At 33.0% G+C, this 20,947-nt stretch carries 18 protein-coding genes; 13 read left to right on the top strand and 5 right to left on the bottom strand.

The window, feature by feature from the left end:
* Positions 1–41 precede the first annotated feature (41 nt).
* The 6 genes from ACVC43_RS11430 to ACVC43_RS11405 all read left to right on the top strand — a co-directional run bounded on the left by ACVC43_RS11430 (position 42) and on the right by ACVC43_RS11405 (position 7,351).
* A complete protein-coding gene (locus ACVC43_RS11430) occupies positions 42–437 on the top strand; it encodes a hypothetical protein (RefSeq protein ID WP_452224657.1) in 396 nt (131 codons plus the stop codon).
* Between the two features lie 12 nt (positions 438–449).
* Positions 450–2,408: an AAA family ATPase gene (locus tag ACVC43_RS11425; protein ID WP_452224656.1), complete on the top strand. Its 1,959-nt coding sequence runs from the start codon at positions 450–452 to the stop codon at positions 2,406–2,408.
* A gap of 177 nt (positions 2,409–2,585) precedes the next feature.
* Positions 2,586–3,821 (top strand): DUF6638 family protein, encoded by a 1,236-nt coding sequence (locus ACVC43_RS11420; RefSeq protein WP_452224655.1) that lies wholly within the window; start codon positions 2,586–2,588, stop codon positions 3,819–3,821.
* Positions 3,822–3,861: 40 nt separating this feature from the next.
* On the top strand, positions 3,862–4,389 hold the full coding sequence (locus ACVC43_RS11415; RefSeq protein WP_452224654.1) for a hypothetical protein: 528 nt from the start codon (positions 3,862–3,864) through the stop codon (positions 4,387–4,389).
* 61 nt (positions 4,390–4,450) lie between these two features.
* Positions 4,451–6,202, top strand: a complete 1,752-nt coding sequence (locus ACVC43_RS11410; RefSeq protein ID WP_452224653.1) for a hypothetical protein — start codon at positions 4,451–4,453, stop codon at positions 6,200–6,202.
* A gap of 96 nt (positions 6,203–6,298) precedes the next feature.
* Complete coding sequence (locus ACVC43_RS11405) at positions 6,299–7,351, top strand: T9SS type A sorting domain-containing protein (protein ID WP_452224652.1); 1,053 nt, start codon at positions 6,299–6,301, stop codon at positions 7,349–7,351.
* A gap of 99 nt (positions 7,352–7,450) precedes the next feature.
* Here ACVC43_RS11405 and ACVC43_RS11400 read toward each other — a convergent pair whose 3' ends face one another.
* Positions 7,451–7,831 carry a LysM peptidoglycan-binding domain-containing protein gene (locus tag ACVC43_RS11400; RefSeq protein ID WP_452224651.1) on the bottom strand — a complete coding sequence of 127 codons (381 nt, stop codon included), beginning with the start codon at positions 7,829–7,831 and terminating at the stop codon, positions 7,451–7,453.
* A 311-nt stretch (positions 7,832–8,142) separates the two neighbouring features.
* On the opposite strand from ACVC43_RS11400, the gene rpsA reads away from it, so the two are divergent.
* From rpsA to ACVC43_RS11375, 5 genes are all read left to right on the top strand, one after another.
* Complete coding sequence (gene rpsA / locus ACVC43_RS11395) at positions 8,143–9,981, top strand: 30S ribosomal protein S1 (protein ID WP_452224650.1); 1,839 nt, start codon at positions 8,143–8,145, stop codon at positions 9,979–9,981.
* A 196-nt stretch (positions 9,982–10,177) separates the two neighbouring features.
* The gene (gene pyrR / locus ACVC43_RS11390) at positions 10,178–10,717 is read left to right on the top strand and encodes a bifunctional pyr operon transcriptional regulator/uracil phosphoribosyltransferase PyrR (protein WP_452224649.1); all 540 of its coding nucleotides are present in this window, start codon (positions 10,178–10,180) and stop codon (positions 10,715–10,717) included.
* A 61-nt stretch (positions 10,718–10,778) separates the two neighbouring features.
* Positions 10,779–11,708 (top strand): aspartate carbamoyltransferase catalytic subunit, encoded by a 930-nt coding sequence (locus ACVC43_RS11385; RefSeq protein WP_452224648.1) that lies wholly within the window; start codon positions 10,779–10,781, stop codon positions 11,706–11,708.
* Positions 11,709–11,711: 3 nt separating this feature from the next.
* Positions 11,712–12,044 (top strand): ribonuclease Z, encoded by a 333-nt coding sequence (locus tag ACVC43_RS11380; protein ID WP_452224647.1) that lies wholly within the window; start codon positions 11,712–11,714, stop codon positions 12,042–12,044.
* A gap of 97 nt (positions 12,045–12,141) precedes the next feature.
* On the top strand, positions 12,142–13,047 hold the full coding sequence (locus ACVC43_RS11375; protein WP_452224646.1) for a ribonuclease Z: 906 nt from the start codon (positions 12,142–12,144) through the stop codon (positions 13,045–13,047).
* On the opposite strand, the gene ACVC43_RS11370 is transcribed toward ACVC43_RS11375, so the two are convergent.
* Entirely contained in the window at positions 13,044–13,358 is a 315-nt protein-coding gene (locus ACVC43_RS11370; RefSeq protein ID WP_452224645.1) for a DUF3784 domain-containing protein, read from the bottom strand. The two genes, ACVC43_RS11375 and ACVC43_RS11370, sit on opposite strands and share 4 nt — an antisense overlap.
* A 103-nt stretch (positions 13,359–13,461) precedes the next feature.
* On the opposite strand from ACVC43_RS11370, the gene pdxH reads away from it, so the two are divergent.
* Both pdxH and ACVC43_RS11360 read left to right on the top strand, forming a co-directional pair.
* Positions 13,462–14,109, top strand: a complete 648-nt coding sequence (gene pdxH, locus ACVC43_RS11365) for a pyridoxamine 5'-phosphate oxidase (RefSeq protein ID WP_452224644.1) — start codon at positions 13,462–13,464, stop codon at positions 14,107–14,109.
* Between the two features lie 187 nt (positions 14,110–14,296).
* Positions 14,297–14,785 carry a CAP domain-containing protein gene (locus ACVC43_RS11360; protein ID WP_452224643.1) on the top strand — a complete coding sequence of 163 codons (489 nt, stop codon included), beginning with the start codon at positions 14,297–14,299 and terminating at the stop codon, positions 14,783–14,785.
* Between the two features lie 354 nt (positions 14,786–15,139).
* Here the strand turns inward: ACVC43_RS11360 and ACVC43_RS11355 are convergent, their stop codons facing one another.
* From ACVC43_RS11355 to ACVC43_RS11345, 3 genes are all read right to left on the bottom strand, one after another.
* On the bottom strand, positions 15,140–17,077 hold the full coding sequence (locus tag ACVC43_RS11355) for an OmpA family protein (protein ID WP_452224642.1): 1,938 nt from the start codon (positions 17,075–17,077) through the stop codon (positions 15,140–15,142).
* Between the two features lie 5 nt (positions 17,078–17,082).
* Complete coding sequence (locus ACVC43_RS11350; RefSeq protein WP_452224641.1) at positions 17,083–18,030, bottom strand: PorP/SprF family type IX secretion system membrane protein; 948 nt, start codon at positions 18,028–18,030, stop codon at positions 17,083–17,085.
* A gap of 9 nt (positions 18,031–18,039) precedes the next feature.
* On the bottom strand, positions 18,040–20,947 hold a 2,908-nt coding region (locus ACVC43_RS11345; protein ID WP_452224640.1), incomplete at its 5' end, for a DUF7507 domain-containing protein.

Raw genomic sequence — 20,947 nt, 5'->3', positions numbered from 1 at the left:
TGTATAGAAAATTTAAATATAAGGTTTCACTGCGAACGTATTTGAACGCTATAACTTGTTTAATCACTTCTGTAGTACTTTTATTTGGTACAATGTTTATTGACAATAATTGGATTAGATTTCTATTTTTAATTTTAGCTTTAATAAATATTTATGCTTTATATCTTTCATATCAAGCAATTGCGGATAAAAATATTAAGAATGAAATAATTATAAATAACAGTTTAATAGATTTACCTTTTATTTATAATTATAGAAAGCATATAATTGATTTTTCTGATATAGTTAACTTGGAGGAAGCATTGTTCAACAAGCAACATGTTTTTTATATACATACAGATAAAAAATTTTATATGATTGAAAAAGAGTGCATGAACACGAAACAATATCAAGAATTTCTAAAAATTTTAAAAACTAATACAAGCTTTAAAGCTTAAAGAAAAAATAATATGGAGCATAATTCCACTTTTCCAATAAAAAGAAACGAACTAAACATGCTTCGAGATGAAGCAAGCGGTTATTTAAAAAGTGTACAATGGGAACAAGGCGCAAGAGCAAAGAACAAAGATAAAGACGCAAAAGATGAATCAATTTTATTGTATTTGTCGCGTGCCAATAATGGAAGTGGAGCAACTGAGGTGACTTCAGTGTCTAAAACCATTTTAGCTTTAAAAAAACGTTTGTTACCAGATTCAATTGCCATTCCTGTACATTTAAATCAGACGTTATATGCAGTTCAAGAAGGTATTGCTCTGGGTATTTGGGTAAAAGACAGTTATTATGATGCTTCGGGCTTATCAGGCTTGCATGAGCGTCGCTCAGCATTAGATACAAATGGCAAAAGAGAATACGAAAGCAAAATGCAAACCGCCACTGCATTCATGCTGTTTTCAATGGCTTATAATATTCTGCACAATCTAAAACCACATGCTTCAGACGATTTATCTGTTATGAAACAAAAATTCGCTGGTTTACCAGAAGTGTCATTGATGTCGCCATTAAAAGGTATTGCGTGTAACTTATTCTACTTCGATAAGTATCTCGGTCATCCAGATATTATTAAAACAGATAAAGACGTTATCGACTTTACAGTTGTATATTTTGAAGCATTAATAGACGAAATACAACTACGTAAAAGCAGTTTAGAATATACCGAAACAATTGTAGACAGAACCTATAAACTTGAAAATAGTGATTTTGCCATTTCTGGTTGGGAAAATGTTTTTGCAGGTACAGCGGTAAGTGTAGAATTTAATAAAATTCAGTTCGAGCAAATTGTTGGAAATAAAGATGCAAAGCATTTTGCTAGACGTTTAACCGAGCGTATGTTAAGCTACGATTTCGAGGCTAAAAAGAATCCGTTTCAGGAACTTGGTGGTTTTATGCCAGTATTTATGGGCTACGGCATTCCAGGAACAGGAAAAAGTATGCTTATCGCTGCCATTGCAACACGATTAAAAGAACATTGTGATAATTTAGATATTCCGTTTTTATTTCACCCAATGCCAGATACGTTAATTAGTACGTTTCAAGGTGGAAGTGCCGAAAAAATGGTAGAATGGATGAAACCAATGCAAGATCCTTCAAAATTAATTTTTGCACCAATAGATGATGCCGAAAATAATTTACAGGAAAGAACAGCGCAAGGTGTTTCAGCAGGTGTGAAAGAAGTTATTGGCGTGTTTTTACGTTATACAGAAGGCGCTTACGCCGTAAATTACGGTAATAGCTCTATTGGGTTATTCACCAATTTACCAGAAATGTTAGATAAAGCAGTGATTTCTCGTGTACAAGGTCGTTTTAAAATAGATGGTGCACGAACTGAGCATGATTTCTTAGATCAGGATTATTTATGGTGGCGAAAGTTAGAAGAAACCATGCCAGAATTCATTAATATGAAAAGCCCAAGCGACTACCAATATCTTAAAGATCAAGGCTTAGCCAAAAACATGGGCGATATTTTAAATAGTGTAGAAAAACCAACAGAAGCAAGAGTTTTAGAGGCTTACCATAAAGCCGAAAACATAAATAGCATTAATGAACATGAGTTTTTTGCGAATCTGTATTTAGAAATTCAAAAAATATTTCCATTTTTCTCTTCAAGAGATGTTAGAAATATTCAAAGTGCCATTTCACTACGTTTAACAGATTTCGATTTAGAGCAAGACTGGTTCGATAATCCTGAGAAATATTTTAAAAAAGATTACGAAACCAAATTCAATATGCTTCAGGAATTAATGAAGCAAAACATGAAGGGTTTAAATTTTTCAGACATAAGAAAACAAGAAGTAGTACGCTATTTAGACAACGTAGCAACTATAGCAGATACCGATTTTAAACGAAAAGTGGATGCCAGAGTAAATCAATTAAATATTGAAACAAAGGCGAGAGAAACGTTTGGGAAATAAATATAAGTAACAAAATAAATTTCGTTTGTCACTTCGAATGATTTTTGAAGTATGAAAAAAATTTTATCGAGAAGCTTATAGATGTAAAATTTCCGAGCAATATATAAAGATTACCGCCTTCGCGGAAACAAAATAAAACTATAATAATAAGATTCCCACTTTTCATGGGAAGTGAACATGCAAAAACTAAAGCAAGCAAACCTATACAGAAGCGAACTGATTCCCATAAGCGGAAAATTAGTCGAGCGTTACAATAAATGCTTGGTGAAACTTGGATTTTTACCAACAAAACTCACCACTTTTTCTATAGATGGTAAAGGTTGGAGTCCTGAAATTGCTGAAGAAAAAGAGAATTTACATTATTTAAACAATGGAGAAGCGAATATGCATGCCATATTAATTTCTCCTTTACAAAAAGGAAAACCAGTTTATGTGCCGTTTCACACGTTCGATCGTGAAATGATGCAACATGTTTTTAGAATACATGAAGCTAAAATTAATAACATTACGCGAGATAGCGCCATTTGCTTAGATTTCGACCAAAATATCGACGCTTTTTACGAGCCATTAGATGTACTAAAATACGATGCTGTTACTATTCATTTCCATTTAATTGATAATTTAGATGTTGTGCAAAAAAATCAATTAGCACTCGTTCATAAATTTAAACAAGGCAATAATTTTATAGACGAAACACTCCATGCTCAATTAATAGAATCGGCTAATACTTATGGCGATTTAAGACATCGGGATTTAGAGCTTCATGAGCTTCAATTTACCGCCAATTCCTTTTACACTAAAGCTTTTGGAGGTGTTTATGTTTTAAGGGATTTTATAAAAGAAATTGTGGTTTTCGAAGATATAAAATGGTATAAAGAAGCCATAAAAGATACCACTCACGATGTGCTAATATACCATATTTCGCAGCCCGAACTTATGGATAAATTGCGAGATCATATAATAATTGAATGCGATTTAGACGAAGAAGTAAAAACAGAACGCTATCAACGCATTAAAAAGTTTGTTTTTGCAGAAGTTATTAAGCAACCACAACATCCTTTTTCTAGTATTTTAAATGATAAAGTATTATATAAAAGCTACCTTAATAAATTAGATATTGATAGTAGAAAACGGGTGATGAGCGTAGAACGCTATCTTGAAAAATTAGAAGTTAGTAACGAATTTAAAATTGCAGACATTGTCGATTTAAACTTTTACAAAGCTTTACACAAACCGCACTCTTCATTGAACCCTAAGCATCAGGATTTAATTTGGAAGCTTTTGGTTAACGTTTCTGCTAAAGATGTTTTATTTTTATATTGGTATGACAAAGAACAATTTTATAAAGTGTATAATACCTGGGAAGACTCGTTGAAAGTTTGGGTAATAGAGGAAATTAGTAACAATATATAGTAAACTTATACTAATAGGTAAACAAAAAAACTTAGAAATTATGCTAACTATAGAAATAATAATATTTATAGCTTCAATTTTATTTGGGATACTGCTGTATTGGAGAGAATCTAAAAGTAATAAAGTCTACCGTTTTTTTAATAAGTTGTTCTACTCAAAAGAGCTTCAAATGAAACCCGATAGCAAAAAAGGTTTTCTTTACGAGCAATCCTTTTTAATGCGATTGGTATATTTAGGTTTTTTATATTTGATAGCAATTGTTATTATTCAATTTTTAATTCCGTTTGATATGGGATTAATAAAAATAATTGCACCAAGTCTTTTTGGTACCTTAATAGGAACCTATTTAGCAAATTTCGTTTTTAAATCTTCAGAAGTTATGGATGAAAAGGGAGACTCTTTAGTAGACGTGATGAAAGATACTGTAGAAAAAGGAAAAGATTTTATTAAGGACTTGGAAACAAAGGATACTAAAGCCGTTGAAGAAGCGAAAAAAGAAATTAAAACAGAACCTGAGGCCAATAAAAAAAGTGCAAGAGACCGTTTAAAAGATAAAGGATATATGTAATTTATTAAAACTTAAATGCACCAGAAACTATCCCAAAGCAAGAAGCTAAAAAAATAGAAGTATGATTAGAAATTACTGGAATAAAGGCGGAAAGCAAAAACGAATTGTTGTCATTTTAACCATTGTATTAATAGCACTATTGTTTTTTTTACGTGATGACTACCAGCCAGCCTTATTATTTATTAGAAAATTTATTTTTGTAATACTACTATGCGGTTTAGTGTTGTTTTTAGGGCTCAGAACGTTTAGAAAACAAGCTTCTACAGGCAAACGCATCTTTATTCTGGTGTTATTAGCTGTTTTTTTTGGAGCATTCTACTTTGTAGGATGGAAAATGGAACTTTACGACTATATGAAAACCTACAACGTTTTCAACGACTTAAATAAAGTTAATATTACGGAGTTGCCACTAACCCAAAACGAACGCATACAACCATTAAAGAATATCCATTCTATGGGAAATGAAAGTGTTGGGGAAACCAAAGATGTTTCATTACCACATCTGGTTAGAGTAGATGGAGAAAATAAATGGACGATGGCGATTCAGCCTACCGAAAAGTATTACTGGCAAGGTATGCGTGATAATACAGAAGAGGTGTTTTCGGTATCTAGTACAACACCATTTCCACGTTTTTCTAACGAAAATAGAATTCCGGTAACATTTTCTATTGGAGAATCTTTAAAATTTAGCCGTAACACCTATAACGCAGTCGTACAACGTTTTAATCCTTGGATGCTAATAAATTATGAGCCAAGTGACACTTTTTATATGAAAAACGATACAGGGCAGTGGGTGGAAGTTGTGAGTTTAATTAAATGGAAGGGGTTCTTTTTTCCCTATCCATCATTTGGTGGAGTTATGGTTATAGACAATGGTGAGCATGATATCAATGATTATTTTGAGCGTATAACTATTGGAAAAGGACAATACATTGCACCAGATAAACTGAAAAATTATCCTTATCTAACAAAACAGAATACCTTAGCAGAAAAAGTATCAAGATTACAGGCCGAGTCCCTAAAGTTCTTAGGAGGATTTAGTGATCCATTACCTTGGAATATGGAAACAGCTGTAAAGATTCCGGACCTTGCAGACGACCAGAACCAACAACCCTTCGTAACAGATTTTAATTTTGAAGACACAAATATCGGCGCATATAGTGGTTTATACCATTGGTTTGGATTAGAGCCAGTAGGAGTGGAGCGTACCAGTTTAACGTATAGTGTCTTTGTGCCAGCCGATGGTACCGATAAACTTTATTATTACGACCACGCCGCAAAAAAGCAAGGCTATGCAGGCGTTTCTGCAATGCCATTAAAGGTTATAGAATCGCGCAAAGAGTTCGATTGGAGTGTTAATAAACCAGTAGAGTTTAGACCTTACATAAAAAACATAGCAGGAAGAAAACGATTGTTTTTCTTGGGTACAATTGCTGCCATTCGAGAGGGATCAGATAACTTTGACGGCTCAGCAACACCAGATTTGGCCTTAATAGACAGTGAATACAGAGATGTAGTATGGATAGATGTTAAGCATCCAAGTACGTGGGAAAAGGAGGTGTATAAGCAATTAAACGAAGCATGGAGATCAAGCGAAGGGATTGGATATTACTTTAACGGAGACGAAAAAATAATTGATGTTGTAGGAGATAGTATTAACCAAATAGATATTAATCCAATAGACAAAGAAGTTACTAAAGAATTATCTGTTGAAGAATTACAGCGCAAAGTAGACTCTTTAAAAAAACTTAAAGGTGAAGAAAAAATAAAACGTTTAAAACGTGAGTTAGACTCCTTAGAACGTTTAAAGTAAATATTCGTTTAAATCTGATTAATTTTTTTAAATCAAAAAAATTAACTAATCTTGTACTTTAATCAAAAACGCTAAAATAACCCAAACCTACATTTTATGAAACCTACCTATACCTTAACATCTTTAATGATGCTATTCGCTATGGCATTATTTGCTCAAACTACTGTTGTATCCTCAAACGTAGCAGACCCTTACAGATTAGCACTTTCCGGTAACGATTTATTTATTTCAGAGTTTAACAATGGTGTAATATCTAAGTTAGATATTAATGCAACGTTACCAACCACAAAGTCTAATATTATTACAGGATTAACTAACCCTATGGGATTGGTTATAAAGGATGATTTCTTATATATAGCTCAATCTGGAGCTAATAAAATTTCTAAAATAGATATCACGTCTCCATCACCAGTTATTATTGATGTTGTTACAGGATTAAATCAGCCATCTGGTTTAGCTATTAAAGGAGACGAACTTTATTTTGCAGAGTTATCTGGAAACAACATCTCTAAAATAGATTTAACTGCTGCAACACCAACCGTAATTTCAATTGCCACAGGAGTAATTTCGCCTTACGATATAGCGTTTAGCGGAAACGAATTATTTATAGCTGAAACTGGAGGTAATAAAATATCGAAAATAGATGTTTCTGCAGCTACGTTGTCGAAAACCAATGTAGTAACAGGACAAAGTCTACCAATAGCTTTATCTGTTGTTGGTAGTGATTTGTATATTGCACAATATAGTGGAAACAAAATTTCAAAAATAAATTTAAACAGTGGAAACCCAACAGCAACAGATGTTGTAAATTCAGTAGTGGCACCAATAGGTTTAGCAGGCAATACAAGCGATTTGTACATTGCAGAATTTGATGCCAATAGAATATCTAAATTTACCTTTTCCACTTTATCTACGGATGAATTTAGTTTAGAAACTAAATACAGTCTTTTCCCAAATCCTTCAAAAGACTTCGTTAGTATTTCAGGATTAAAAAATGCTTCAGCATATACTATATATAATAGTATTGGAACTGAGATTGCAAAAGGGAAAGTTTCTGAAAATGAAAAAATTATAACTGAAAATTTAAAAACAGGTCTTTATATATTAAATTTGGAAAACGGACAGACTTTTAAGTTTTTAAAAAATTAGATAATTACTTTATTTCAATACTTTTAATAAAGAACAAATAAAAAGCGAGTTTACATAGTGTAAGCTCGCTTTTCAAATAAAGAAATTCGCTATTAATCCCTACAAGTTCGGGATTATTAATTCTTGATCTGGGCGTATTACATCAGGGTTGTTTAAAATGTCTGTATTAGCTTTAAAAATAGTATTGTACTTACCTGCACTTCCATAATATTGTTTGGCAATTGCACCTAATGTTTCACCACTTTTAACTGTGTGTCGAGCATAAACGCTGGTATCTGCAACATTAATATCTGCCACAATATCGCTTGGATTTTCACCACCAGTGGCTTTTATTTTATCCCATAGCAGATTTTTTTCATATTGTGTTGCAGCAGTACCTTTTATATGTAGGACTCCATTTGACTCAGAAACATCTCCATTTTTAATGTTTAATTTCTCTCCTAAATCAAGTACCTCTTGATATTTTGCCTTTATAGCCATAGCATTTAAATTTTGATTACTAAAGATAGATAATTTAATTAGATTATATAGATACCTTAGAGCAATTATTTTACTGGTACTCAATGTTTTATTTTTTTTTAATAGTAATTAGGCAATATTATTAAAAAGTAGTATTTTTGCACTCCTTTTTAGCACTTACAGGAAAGATTAAAAGGAAATAAAACAAAACAATTTATAACACTTTTGTGTGTTAGTGCATTAAAATCTTCCAAAACACACAAAATACAAACCACATTGTTATTAGGTTTTCTTAAAGATGAGAATATTTTAAACAGTGTATTATTACTTAAATGGCTGAAAAAGCAAAACAAGCAGAAGTTGAAGCTCAAGAAGCAACAACAGCAACAAAAGAAGCTCCAGTAGTATCTGAAGCACAAGCAAACCCTGAAAAATTCTTAAAAGAATTTAACTGGCACAATTACCAAGAAGGTATTGACGAGGTTGAAGATTCGCAATTAAAAGAATTTGAAAAATTAGTATCAGAAAATTTCGTAGACACATTAGATGACGAGGTTGTAACTGGAGAAGTAGTACACATGACAGATCGTGATGCTATTATCGACATCAACGCAAAGTCTGAAGGTGTTATTTCTTTAAACGAATTTCGTTACAATCCAGACTTAAAAGTTGGTGACAAAGTAGAAGTATTAATCGATGTTCGTGAAGACGCAACAGGACAATTAGTATTATCTCACCGTAAAGCACGTGTTATCAAAGCTTGGGATCGTGTTAATAATGCACACGATACAGGTGAAATCGTTAATGGTTTCGTTAAATGTAGAACAAAAGGAGGAATGATTGTAGATGTTTTTGGCATCGAAGCATTCTTACCAGGTTCTCAAATTGATGTGAAGCCTATTAGAGATTACGATCAGTACGTAAATAAAACTATGGAATTTAAAGTGGTTAAAATCAATCACGAATTCAAAAACGTAGTAGTTTCTCATAAAGCTTTAATTGAAGCTGATATTGAAGAGCAGAAAAAAGAAATTATTGGTCAATTAGAAAAAGGTCAGGTATTAGAAGGTATCGTTAAGAACATTACTTCTTACGGTGTATTCATCGATCTTGGTGGAGTTGACGGATTAGTACATATTACAGATTTATCTTGGTCAAGAATTAACCATCCAAATGAGATTGTTGAGTTAGATCAGAAATTAAATGTTGTAATCCTTGATTTCGATGAAAATAAATCAAGAATCCAATTAGGTCTTAAGCAATTATCTAAACATCCTTGGGATGCGTTAGGTGAAAGCGTAGCTGTTGGAGATAAAGTTAAAGGTAAAGTAGTTGTGATTGCTGATTACGGTGCATTTATTGAAGTTGCAGAAGGTGTTGAAGGTTTAGTTCACGTTTCTGAAATGTCTTGGTCTACACACTTACGTTCGGCTAACGATTTTGTAAATGTTGGAGATGAGATTGAAGCTCAAATCTTAACTTTAGATAGAGAAGATAGAAAAATGTCTTTAGGTATTAAGCAATTATCGCAAGATCCATGGACAGATATTACAACTAAATACCCAGTAGGTTCTAAGCACACAGGTATTGTACGTAACTTTACAAACTTTGGAGTTTTTGTTGAATTAGAAGAAGGTATCGACGGATTAATTTACATCTCAGATTTATCTTGGACTAAGAAAATCAAGCATCCATCAGAGTTTTGTGCCGTTGGAGATACATTAGATGTGGTTGTATTAGAATTAGATGTTGAAGGACGTAAATTATCTTTAGGTCATAAACAAACAACTGAGAATCCTTGGGATAAATACGAAACTGAATTTGCTTTAGGTACAACACATACAGCAGAAATTGCTGAAGTTGTAGATAAAGGAGCAACAATTGATTTTAATGAAGATATTGTAGCATTCGTTCCTTCTCGTCACTTAGAAAAAGAAGACGGAAAGAAATTGAAGAAAGGCGATTCTGCAGAATTCAAAATCATAGAATTTAACAAAGAGTTTAAGAGAGTAGTAGCTTCGCATACTGCAATCTTTAGAGAAGAAGAAATGGCAAACGTAAAAGCTGCACAAGCTAAGCAAGCTTCTCAAGCTGCCGAAGCCAAACCAACTTTAGGTGATGCTAACGACGCTTTACAAGCTCTTAAAGATAAAATGGACGGGAAGAAATAATAACATTCTTGCGTAAGCAGGAATCTCATCCGCTATATTAATAAAAGCCTTTCGGAAACGAGAGGCTTTTTTTATGTTGTCGAGAGCATGTTTTGCTACCTACCAATTTTTATAAAATGGCATTAAGTTTTAAACTTATCTTTCAACTTCAAATAAATTAACCTAACTTTGCTTATCAAATACCGTAATCGAGTATATGAGTCAGAAAGTGCTACTTAATGCAACAGCCATAAACATCATTCTTCATAGATTGGCTTGTCAATTAATTGAAAACCATAAAGACTTTTCTAACACCGTTTTAATAGGCTTACAGCCAAGAGGCAAGTTTTTAGCTCACAGGTTAGCGGCTTTGCTTAGAACGGAATACAAGATAAAAGACTTACAATTAGGGCTCTTAGATATTACTTTTTATCGAGACGATTTTAGACGAGGCGATAAAATACATGAGGCAAATACAACTAAAATCGATTTTATAGTTGAAGATAAAAATGTTGTTTTTATAGACGATGTATTATATACAGGCCGTAGTATTAGAGCAGCACTAACTGCAATACAGTCCTTTGGGAGACCAAACGAAATAGAATTATTAACACTTATAGACAGACGTTTTAGCAGACATTTACCAATACAGCCAAATTACCGAGGCAGGCAAGTAGATGCTATAAACGAAGAAAAAGTTAAAGTAAGCTGGATAGAGAATGATGGAGAAGATGCGGTTTATTTAGTAAAAGGTTAAGTAAAGAAAAGATATAATAATTTGCCAATAGCTAATAGCTAAGAGCCAAAAGCAAAAAAACATGAGCGAATTAAGTGTTAATCACTTATTGGGAATTAAACATCTTCAAGAACAAGATATTCAACTTATTTTTGAAACAGCAGATCATTTTAAAGAAGTAATTAATCGCCCAATTAAAAAGGTACCTTCACTTCGAGACATAACAATTGCAAATTTATTTTTTGAAAACTCCACTAGAACTAAATTATCTTTCGAATTAGCAGAAAAACGTCTATCGGCAGATGTTATTAATTTTTCAGCAGGACAATCTTCTGTAAAAAAAGGAGAAACCTTAATAGATACCGTAAATAATATCCTATCTATGAAGGTAGATATGGTAGTTATGCGTCATCCAAATCCTGGAGCATGTGTTTTTTTATCAAAACACGTAAAAGCAAATATTATTAATGCTGGCGATGGTGCACACGAGCATCCAACTCAAGCCTTATTAGATTCTTATTCCATAAGAGAACGCTTAGGCGATGTTGCAGGAAAAAATGTAGTTATTGTAGGCGATATTTTACATAGTCGTGTTGCATTGTCTAATATTTATGCTTTAAAATTACAAGGTGCTAACGTTATGGTTTGTGGTCCAAAAACACTTCTGCCCAAATATATTGGAGACTTAGGAGTTAAAGTAGAAACTAATTTAAAAAAAGCATTAGAATGGTGTGATGTAGCAAATATGCTACGCGTTCAAAACGAACGTATGGATATTAGCTATTTCCCATCGACAAGAGAATATACACAACAATTTGGAGTTAATAAAGCGTTATTAGACTCTTTAGACAAAGAAATCACTATCATGCATCCAGGACCCATTAACAGAGGTGTTGAGATTACAAGTGATGTGGCAGATTCTAAACAAGCTATCATTTTAGATCAGGTGCAAAATGGTGTGGCTGTTAGAATGGCTGTAATATATTTATTAGCTTCAAAAATAAAACAGTAAATTATGATTATAGATCAAGAGGAAAATATTTCCATTATTACACAAGAAAAGGCAACCATAGTAGAATTGGTAAAAAAAATAGAAGCTTTATATCCAAAATTTGAAAAGCATAACATCATCGTAAAGTTATCTTCTTTAGGAAAAATAACATTACAGGATATTATCGAGTTTTTACGACTTTCTAATACGCATCGTGCATCAAAAAGATCGTTTGTAGTGGTTACAAATGCTATAAATATTAATGAAACTCCAGATGAGATAATTGTAGTGCCAACACTTAAAGAGGCATTCGATATTATTGAAATGGAAGATATGGAGCGCGATTTAGGTTTTTAACAGTTAAATTAAGTTTATAAAGTTGAGAATATAAAAGTTTTATAAACAGCTAAACGCAACATATTATTTTATGCTTTTACCATTTCAAACTAAATGAATGAAATTAAATATTTTAGGCTGTTATAGTGCCACACCACGGACATTTACTAATCCAACCGCTCAAGTTTTAGAAATAAATAATCATTTGTTTTTAATAGATTGTGGTGAAGGCACGCAAGTGCAGTTACGTAAGCATAAGATTAAGTTTAACAGAATTAAGCATATTTTTATATCGCATTTACATGGTGACCACTTTTTTGGGTTAGTAGGTTTAATTTCAACTTTTAGATTACTTACACGTGAAGCAGATTTACACATCTATGCTCCAAAAGGACTGAAGGAAGTTATTACACTACAAATGAAATTGGCCAATTCCTGGACAAATTATAATCTTATTTTTCATGAATTAACGAGTACTGCTTCCGAAATTATTTTTGAAGACAAGAAAGTAGAAGTACACACTATCCCATTAGATCACCGCGTTTACACCAATGGTTTTTTGTTTAAAGAAAAGAAAGGCGAGCGTAAGTTAGATATGAACGCAGTTTTAAACGCCAAAATTGATGTGGCTTATTACAGAAAGCTAAAACAAGGATTTAGTGTAGAAAATAACGAGGGACAATTAATAAGAAATGAAACCGTAACACATCCACCAGCAAAGGCTAAAAGCTATGCTTTTTGTAGTGATACGGCATATAACGAGACCATAATTCCTTTAATAAAAGATGTAGATGTTTTATATCATGAATCTACGTTTTTAGAGCAACACGCACATTTAGCGCCAAAAACTAAACATAGTACTGCAAAAGAAGCGGCTATTATTGCACAGCATGCCAATGTGGGGAAACTTATTTTGGGTCATTATTCTACACGGTACGACGATTTAAGTGCTTTTAAAACAGAAGCTAATGAGTATTTCGATAATGTAGAGCTGGCCGACGACGGTAAGATATTTGAAATTTAGTTTTTAAACTTATTATTTACATTAGCATAAATAAGTCCTAAAATAATACCAACTAATATAATTACTGTGTTTATCTTAATAGCATCAGTTTCATTTAAACTAAATAATTTAAATGCTATATAGACCAAAGCTGTAATTATACCTAAGCCAATTAGAAGTTGTTTTAAAAAAGAAGATAGCGCATTGATGTTAATCTTCTCCTTTTCCACTTGAGGCATTGTATTATATCCTGCTATTAAATTAGGATATTTTTTAACTAAGAATCCACAAGTAATAAGAATTATACTTATTAGTATTTGAGAATATATCATATTTTTTTAGATAGAATTATTAATAGATTTAAATGAAATAAGTTTAATGATAAAGTTAATGAAACTTTTTTAAGATAATTTTTAAATCTTGTAAATTGCAACTATGGAAAAAGATTTAGGAAATTACAGAAAATCGTACGAGAAAGGAGAACTGTTGGTAGAAAACACTCCAGAGAACCCTATAGAATTGTTTAAAGATTGGTTTATGGAGGTTGATAAAAACTTCCCGGAAGAAGAAACAAATGCTATGACGATTTCTACTATAGGATTAGATGGTTTCCCAAAGAGTAGAGTAGTCCTGCTTAAAAAATACAGTACCGATGGGTTTATATTTTATACAAATTATAGCAGTGAAAAGGGTAAAGCTATAGATGCAAATAAAAATGTTTGTATATCCTTTTTTTGGCCTGGAGCAGAAAGACAAGTTATTATTAAAGGTCAGGCTGAAAAAATTGCGGCGAATTTAAGTGATAACTATTTCGAGTCGCGTCCACGAGGAAGTCAATTAGGAGCTTTGGCATCTAACCAAAGTACAGAAATAGATAATAGAGAATACTTAGAAAATATATTAGCTAATCTTGAGAATGAACTTAAAGGTAAGCAAATACCGAGACCTGATTTCTGGGGAGGCTACATCGTTAAGCCTGTTGAAATGGAGTTTTGGCAGGGTAGAGCAAATAGATTACACGATAGGATAAGCTATCAATTAAATACTGAATGCGATTGGGTAAAAAGAAGATTAGCCCCATAAAAAGATTATCGATTAAAGTTATTATTATTCGATTAAAGGCATATTAACTAATATTTAAAATGTATTTCATCGATTAAAAACATAAGTTTTCGATGAAATACATGTTTTTAATCGATTTTAACATTTCTTTAACATTTCATAAGAAATAGGTTGGGTATATTTAAGTCCCCAAACTAATTTACCCCTTATGAAAAATGTACTTAACCTATTAATGTTAGCCTTATTTTTAACTTTTGCCACCTCTTGTTCTAAGGATAGTGCAGAAGATTTACAAGATCCTCAAAACATTGTAGTTCCAGCAGCTAAGACTATAGAGCTTGAGATAATGGAATTAATAAATGAATATCGCATAGAGCAAGGTTTAAATGCCTTAGTTAATCATGATTTGGTTAAATCTCAGGCTTACACACATTCAGATTATATGGTAGAAACTGGTAATGTTTCTCATGTTAACTTTTATTCAAGGAAATCATTTTTAGTCAATAACGCTGGTGCCAATGTTGTAACTGAAAATGTTGCTTATGGCTTTACCTCGGCAGAATCTGTTGTTAATGCTTGGATTAATAGCGATGGACATCGTGCTAATATGGAAGGCGACTATACCAATTTTGATGTTTCTGCAGAGCAGAACGAAGAAGGTAAATATTATTTTACGAACATTTTTATGAAAAGATAACCATTACATTTATACACACACACACATATTTTAAAGCGTTTCGATAGAAACGCTTTTTTTATTTATTATATACTATTAGAATTAATAACGAATTTGAGCTTGAATTTTTGCGATAAAACTAAGTCAGGCTATAAATAGTAGAGTAGCCATAATGACAACGAAGTTACTTAGATAAGTACGATATCTATCATGTAAGACTATTCACAAAAGATATTTAGAATGCTATTTACAGCTACCAGAATTAGCTCTTCTTAAACTCAATAAGCTAGCGTTTTTATGCGCTAATTATCCGAGCGAAAAGGCTAACTTTTGAAAGATAAAATTAATCAGAAGCACTAAATTTTAAGTCTATAATTACTTATTGTAGCCACTGGTAATAATAAACTTAGAACGTCTGTTTTGTTGATGCTCAGCTTCGCTACACTGTACTCCATTACCACAATGGTTTATAAGTTGTGATTCTCCATAACCAATGGCACTCTCTATACGATCTATAGCAATACCTCTTGAGAACAAATAATCTCTAGTGGATTTTGCTCGCCTATCGGATAACTTTTCATTGTACGCATCGCGACCGCGACTATCGGTATGTGCTTCAATTTTAATAACCATTGTTGGATGCTCACGCATAACTGCAACAATATTTTCTAACTCGTATGCTGCGTCTGGTCTAATATCAGATTTATTGTAATCGAAAAAGATAGGATTTATAACAATTTCACTATCAATAATTAGAGGTGTTAAAAACAATTCTACAAACGTTTCTTCACCACTTCTTTGAGAGGTTTTAAGTTCTCGCTGGTCTGGTCTATATAATACTTTTTCACCCAAAACAACATATATTTTATCGCAACCTACATCTTTAAATTGGTAAGCTCCGTTTTCATCAGATGTTACTGTTTCAATTACTTTGCCAGCTTCGTCCAATAGCTTTACAACTGCTTTTGCTAAAGGCTCATTAGATATTTTATCTCTGGTAATGCCTTTAATAATTTGTTTACACTCAAAACGACCAAAACTGTAAATATCGTCACCACCTTTGCCACCCTCTCTATTTGAAGAAAAGTAGCCAGTGTTAGAATCTGTATCTATAAAAAAGGCAAAATCATCAAAGCCGCTGTTAAATGGTGCACCAAGATTTTTAATATGTATTGCAGATGTATCTCTTTTTAAAATGTTAGATTCAAATATATCTAACAGTCCTAAATTTAAATGTGCATCCGAGGAGAAATAAAGTGTAGAGTCTTTGGCAATAAAAGGGAAATTTTCACGGCCTTCGGTGTTAATTTTTGCGCCTAAGTTTTTAGGATCACCAAAAGTACCATCTTTATTAATAGCTACACTATATAAATCTGTCTGTCCATAGCCTCCTTCGCGATCTGATGCAAAATAGAGTCTTTTACCGTCTGGACTTAAGGCAGGAGATCCATTTGAGAATTTGTCATCATTAAAAGGAAGATCTTTAGGTTCAGACCATTTATTGTTTTTTAATTTTGCTCTATATATTCTTAAATTAGAAGTACCGTCTTTATCGTAATTTACTTTCTCTTTTTTGTTTAAATTATCTCTTGTAAAATACATGGTCGTACCATCATTGCTAATAGCTACCGATGCTTCGTGAAATTCTGAATTTATACCACTTCCATTAATTATTTCTGGGTCACTAACTATTTTTATAGTGTCGTTAATTGTTACCTTAGATTGATATATATTAAGAAAGGGTTCTTTATTCCATTGATATAATTTCTTTTCATCAATTATAGAATCTTTTACTCTTGAAGAAGCAAAGTATAAAATATCATCCTTTTCAAAACTCCCAAAATCTGAATATTCTGTATTAATTTCAAGATTTTCAAAATCAACATACACTTGTTCTGTAGACTCTAAAGCTTCAAATTTTTCAATATCGAAAACTTCATCTTCTTTAACACGTTTGTCGTTTCTTTTACGTTCCTTAAATATAGCCGTCCACTTTTTGGCTTCTTCATATTGATTTAAACTACGTAGTGTTTGAATGTATTTATATATATATTCTGGATTAACATCATTATATTTAGTAACGGCTTTTTTATACCAGTAGCTCGCAAGCTGTACATTAGAGTTATTGTAGTAACAATCTCCAAGTCGTGTTAAAACGTGCTCTGAAGTGTCTCGTTTTTTTAAAACCTCCAAATAGAGTTCTGTTGCCTGATAGTAGGCATAGTCTTTAAAAAAATTATCAGCAACTTTTACTTGCGCAGAAGCAAAAGAGAATGAGACTAAAACTAATATGTATAGAAATGTATGTTTCATTTATATTAAAAGTATCTAGGCGATTTAATACGTTTTCTTGGTTTGTAAACTTCAAACATGAGTAATATCTCATGAGTTCCGCTGGTATAAGGTCTCAAATCTGAAAGAAAATATTCGTAAGTATAACCAATTCTTAATTGTTGAGAAACTTGAAAATCTGCCAGGACTCCAAGAGTCGTGGTGTCTTGATTATATCGGTAACCACCACCAATCCAAAATTTTTCGTAGAATAAAAAATTGGCATTAACATCAAATGAAATAGGTGCACCATTAGTAGCCTTGATTACAGTTGACGGTTTTAGCTTCGTGTTTTCACTAAGGTTAAACACATAGCCTCCAGTTAGGTAATACCCAATACGTTCTAAGGCTAAATACTCAGGTCCAGCCTCTTGGTTACCTCTTAAATTATAATCGGTATTCAATATTCTTGGAGCAGATAACCCAACGTACCATTTGTTACTATGTAAAAATAAGCCAACACCGATATTAGGATTCCAACGGCTGGAAATATCACTAAAAAACGGATCGGAATAGACTTGCTCTTCCTCAAGGAATCCAATGTTATCTAAACTATAATGCGTAAAACCACCTTTTAATCCAAAAGCAAGCTTTGTTGTTTCGCTTGTATTAATAGTGTAAGAAAAGTCACCATATATAAAAACAAAATTTTCATAGCCTAACTGATCATTTATTACAGAAAGTCCTAATCCAACCTTCTCGTTTTTCATAGGAGAATGTATAGATAAAGTTTGGGTGCTTGGCCCACCTTCTAATCCAACCCATTGACTTCTATGCAATCCGACAATACTTAGCGTTTCTCGGCTTCCTGCATACGCAGGATTGACAGAAATGGTGTTAAACATATATTGCGAAAATTGAGGTAATTGTTGCGCAAAGGAAAACACACAGCTCAATAATACAATCGTTAATATGTAAATTCTATTTTTATTCATTAATTTTTTTTATTTAGTACCTAAATACAATGGACCAGTAATAGGATCCAAGCCACTATTTCTAAGAACAACTACATAATAATATGTACCATTTGGTAATTTATTTGCACTACCAATAGATTGTTTTATAGCTTGACCGCTCCAGTCATTCTTATAATTTTGAGCTTCATACACAATCGCACCATATCTGTTAAATATTTGTAAATCGATTATAAAACCACATTTCTGGTCTCCCTGTACAAAGAAGAAATCGTTATGTCCATCTCCATTAGGAGTTACTGCTTTAGAAATTCTGAAGCCCTCTACGCCACATGGCAGAACAATACATTCTTCGTTTATCTCAATCGTTACACGTGTTGTTGTTCTACATGCATCGGTTGCAATAGAGTAACTAAAGATATAATCACCAAGTTCTAATCCTAACGGATCAAAAGTACCATCACTATCAACAATAACATCACCTTGTTCAATAGTCCAAGTTCCTGATGTATCTGTTCCTACTGGTAAATACTCGAATAAATCAATTATACCATCCTCAGTACAACGCTCATCATCTAAATCATTTACAAAATCTTCACTAATTACATTTAGTGTATGTGTATAAACATTTGCATTATCACAGCTATCGGTTACAGTCCATTCCCAAATAATTTCATAGTCATCACCATTTCCTGGATTAGTATTGGTTTCAGTAAAATCAATATTTACTTCAATGTTTGAACATGAATCTGAAAATTCTAATGTTGGAGGCTCAGGAATTTCTGAACATATAACATAAGACTCAGGCTCAAGGTCTGTTAATAAAACAGGAGCAACGGTGTCTTCAATAGTTAATGTTGCCACTAAAATTGATTCGTTTCCACAATCATCAGCTACAGTATAATTAACAACAATTGTTCCACCAAGTCCACACGTGGTAGATAGGTTTGTATAACTGTAATCTGAGGTTACCGTGAATATTGCATCTGCATCACAATCATCTACACCACAATTAGCAAGTGTTGCAAGGTTTGTTGCATTCCAGTTATTAGCAACTGTTTCGTTATCCTCACCATTACATTCTATGGTTTCATCCGTTACTGCACAATTTGTTAAATCCGGACCAGAAGAATCTGCTAATGTCAATGTAGCTGTTATTGTTGATGTGTTTCCACAGTCATCGGCCACTGTATAATTAACTACAATAGTTCCTCCAAGTCCACAAGTAGAAGACAGATTTGTATAGTCATAGTCAGAAGTAACTGTATATGTAGCATCTGCATCACATGCATCGACACCACACGTAGCAAGTGTAGCAAGATTGGCTGCATTCCAATTATTGGCAGTTGTTTCGTTATCTGTACCAGTACATTCTATAGTTTCATCAGTCACTGTACAGTTCGTTAAATCAGGACCTGATGTATCTTCTAATGTCAACGTAGCTGTAAATGTGCTAAAGTTTCCAGTCGCATCAGTTAAAGTGTACGTTACAGTAATTGTACCACCCAAGCCACAAGTAGAAACAAGGTTTCCAAAGTCGTAGTCCGATGTTACCGTGAAGTTATCATCACATGCATCTGTTGCACAGTTCTCTAATGCTAAAATATTAGCAGCATTCCATGCATCGGCAAGCATTTGATTATCTGTACCGCTACATTCTATAGTTTCATCCAGCACCGCACAATTAGACGTATCTGGTGGTGTGGTGTCTTCTATTAAATCGGTTGTTGTTTGAGAAGTAGCACTTACAGTTGTTCCGTCTACAACTTCTTCAGCAGTTACAGTTGCGGTATTAATTACTTCTGTAGCATCGATATCTATTTGAGTAACTAAATATGTAGCATTATACAGCCATGTTTCAGTTGGATCTAATTCATTATCACCATCTGTATCACCAGAGACAAAATTAATTGTTACTGGAGGTGTTGCATTATCTAATAATGGATCAGTAATTATTAGATTTTCTAATGATATATCTCCAGTATTAGTTACTGTGAATGTATAGGTTATAGTTTCATCAATCTCTGTACAGCCATTTCCATTTTCATTATTAAAAACACCCGCTTTCACAAGATCAATACCTGAATCATTACAAAGTGTCACATCTGGATTATTAGCATCAATAATGTAAGTATCTGTTGCTTGTACAGGCGTTGTTCCATCTGGAGCAAATCCATCAACCGTTGCTATGTTAGTAATGTTACCAGCGTCAACATCTGCTTGCGTAATAGTATAATCAGGAGCTATAAATATCCATGTTTCAGAAACATCTAAAAGATTATCATTATCAAGATCTCCAGAAGATAGAGTATTTGTGATGTCACCACCTAATAGTGTATCCGTTAATACTATTGAATTTATAGTTGTATTTCCAGTATTAGTTACAGTAAACGTATAAGTCACTGTATTTCCAACACCAGCACAACCATCACCATTATCATTTAAAGTTGCTTCTTTTAATAACACCATCGTGGTATCACCTTGACATAAAGTAATTACTGTCGCATCATCCGTCGTTGCTGTTGTACCAGAGACATCTGTTACCGTAGCATCAGTCAATACATTTTGACCGTTTACGGTTGCTTGGTTTGTTACTTGTCCAGCATCGATATCGTCTTGTGTTACAGCATAGTTGGCTGTGTAAGTCCATATTTCAGTAGGATCAAGCTCGTTATCACCATCGGTATCACCAGAAGCAAATACGATTGCAACCACTGGGTTAGGTGCTTCTAATAAAGGATCGGTTACAACCACATTATCAATAGACACATTACCAGTATTCGTTACAGTGAAGGTGTAAGTAATCGTTTCATCAACATTAGTACAGTTGTCTTGATCTTCGTCGTTAAAGATTCCAGACTTGACAAGTGCAATAGTTGTATCACCTTGACATAAGGTAATCACTGTTGCATCGTCTGTTGTAGCAGTAGTACCAGAC

The organism is Lacinutrix chionoecetis (assembly GCF_053604665.1).
The sequence above is the reverse complement of the archived record's forward strand: the minus strand, read 5'-3'. Positions and strand labels throughout refer to the sequence as shown.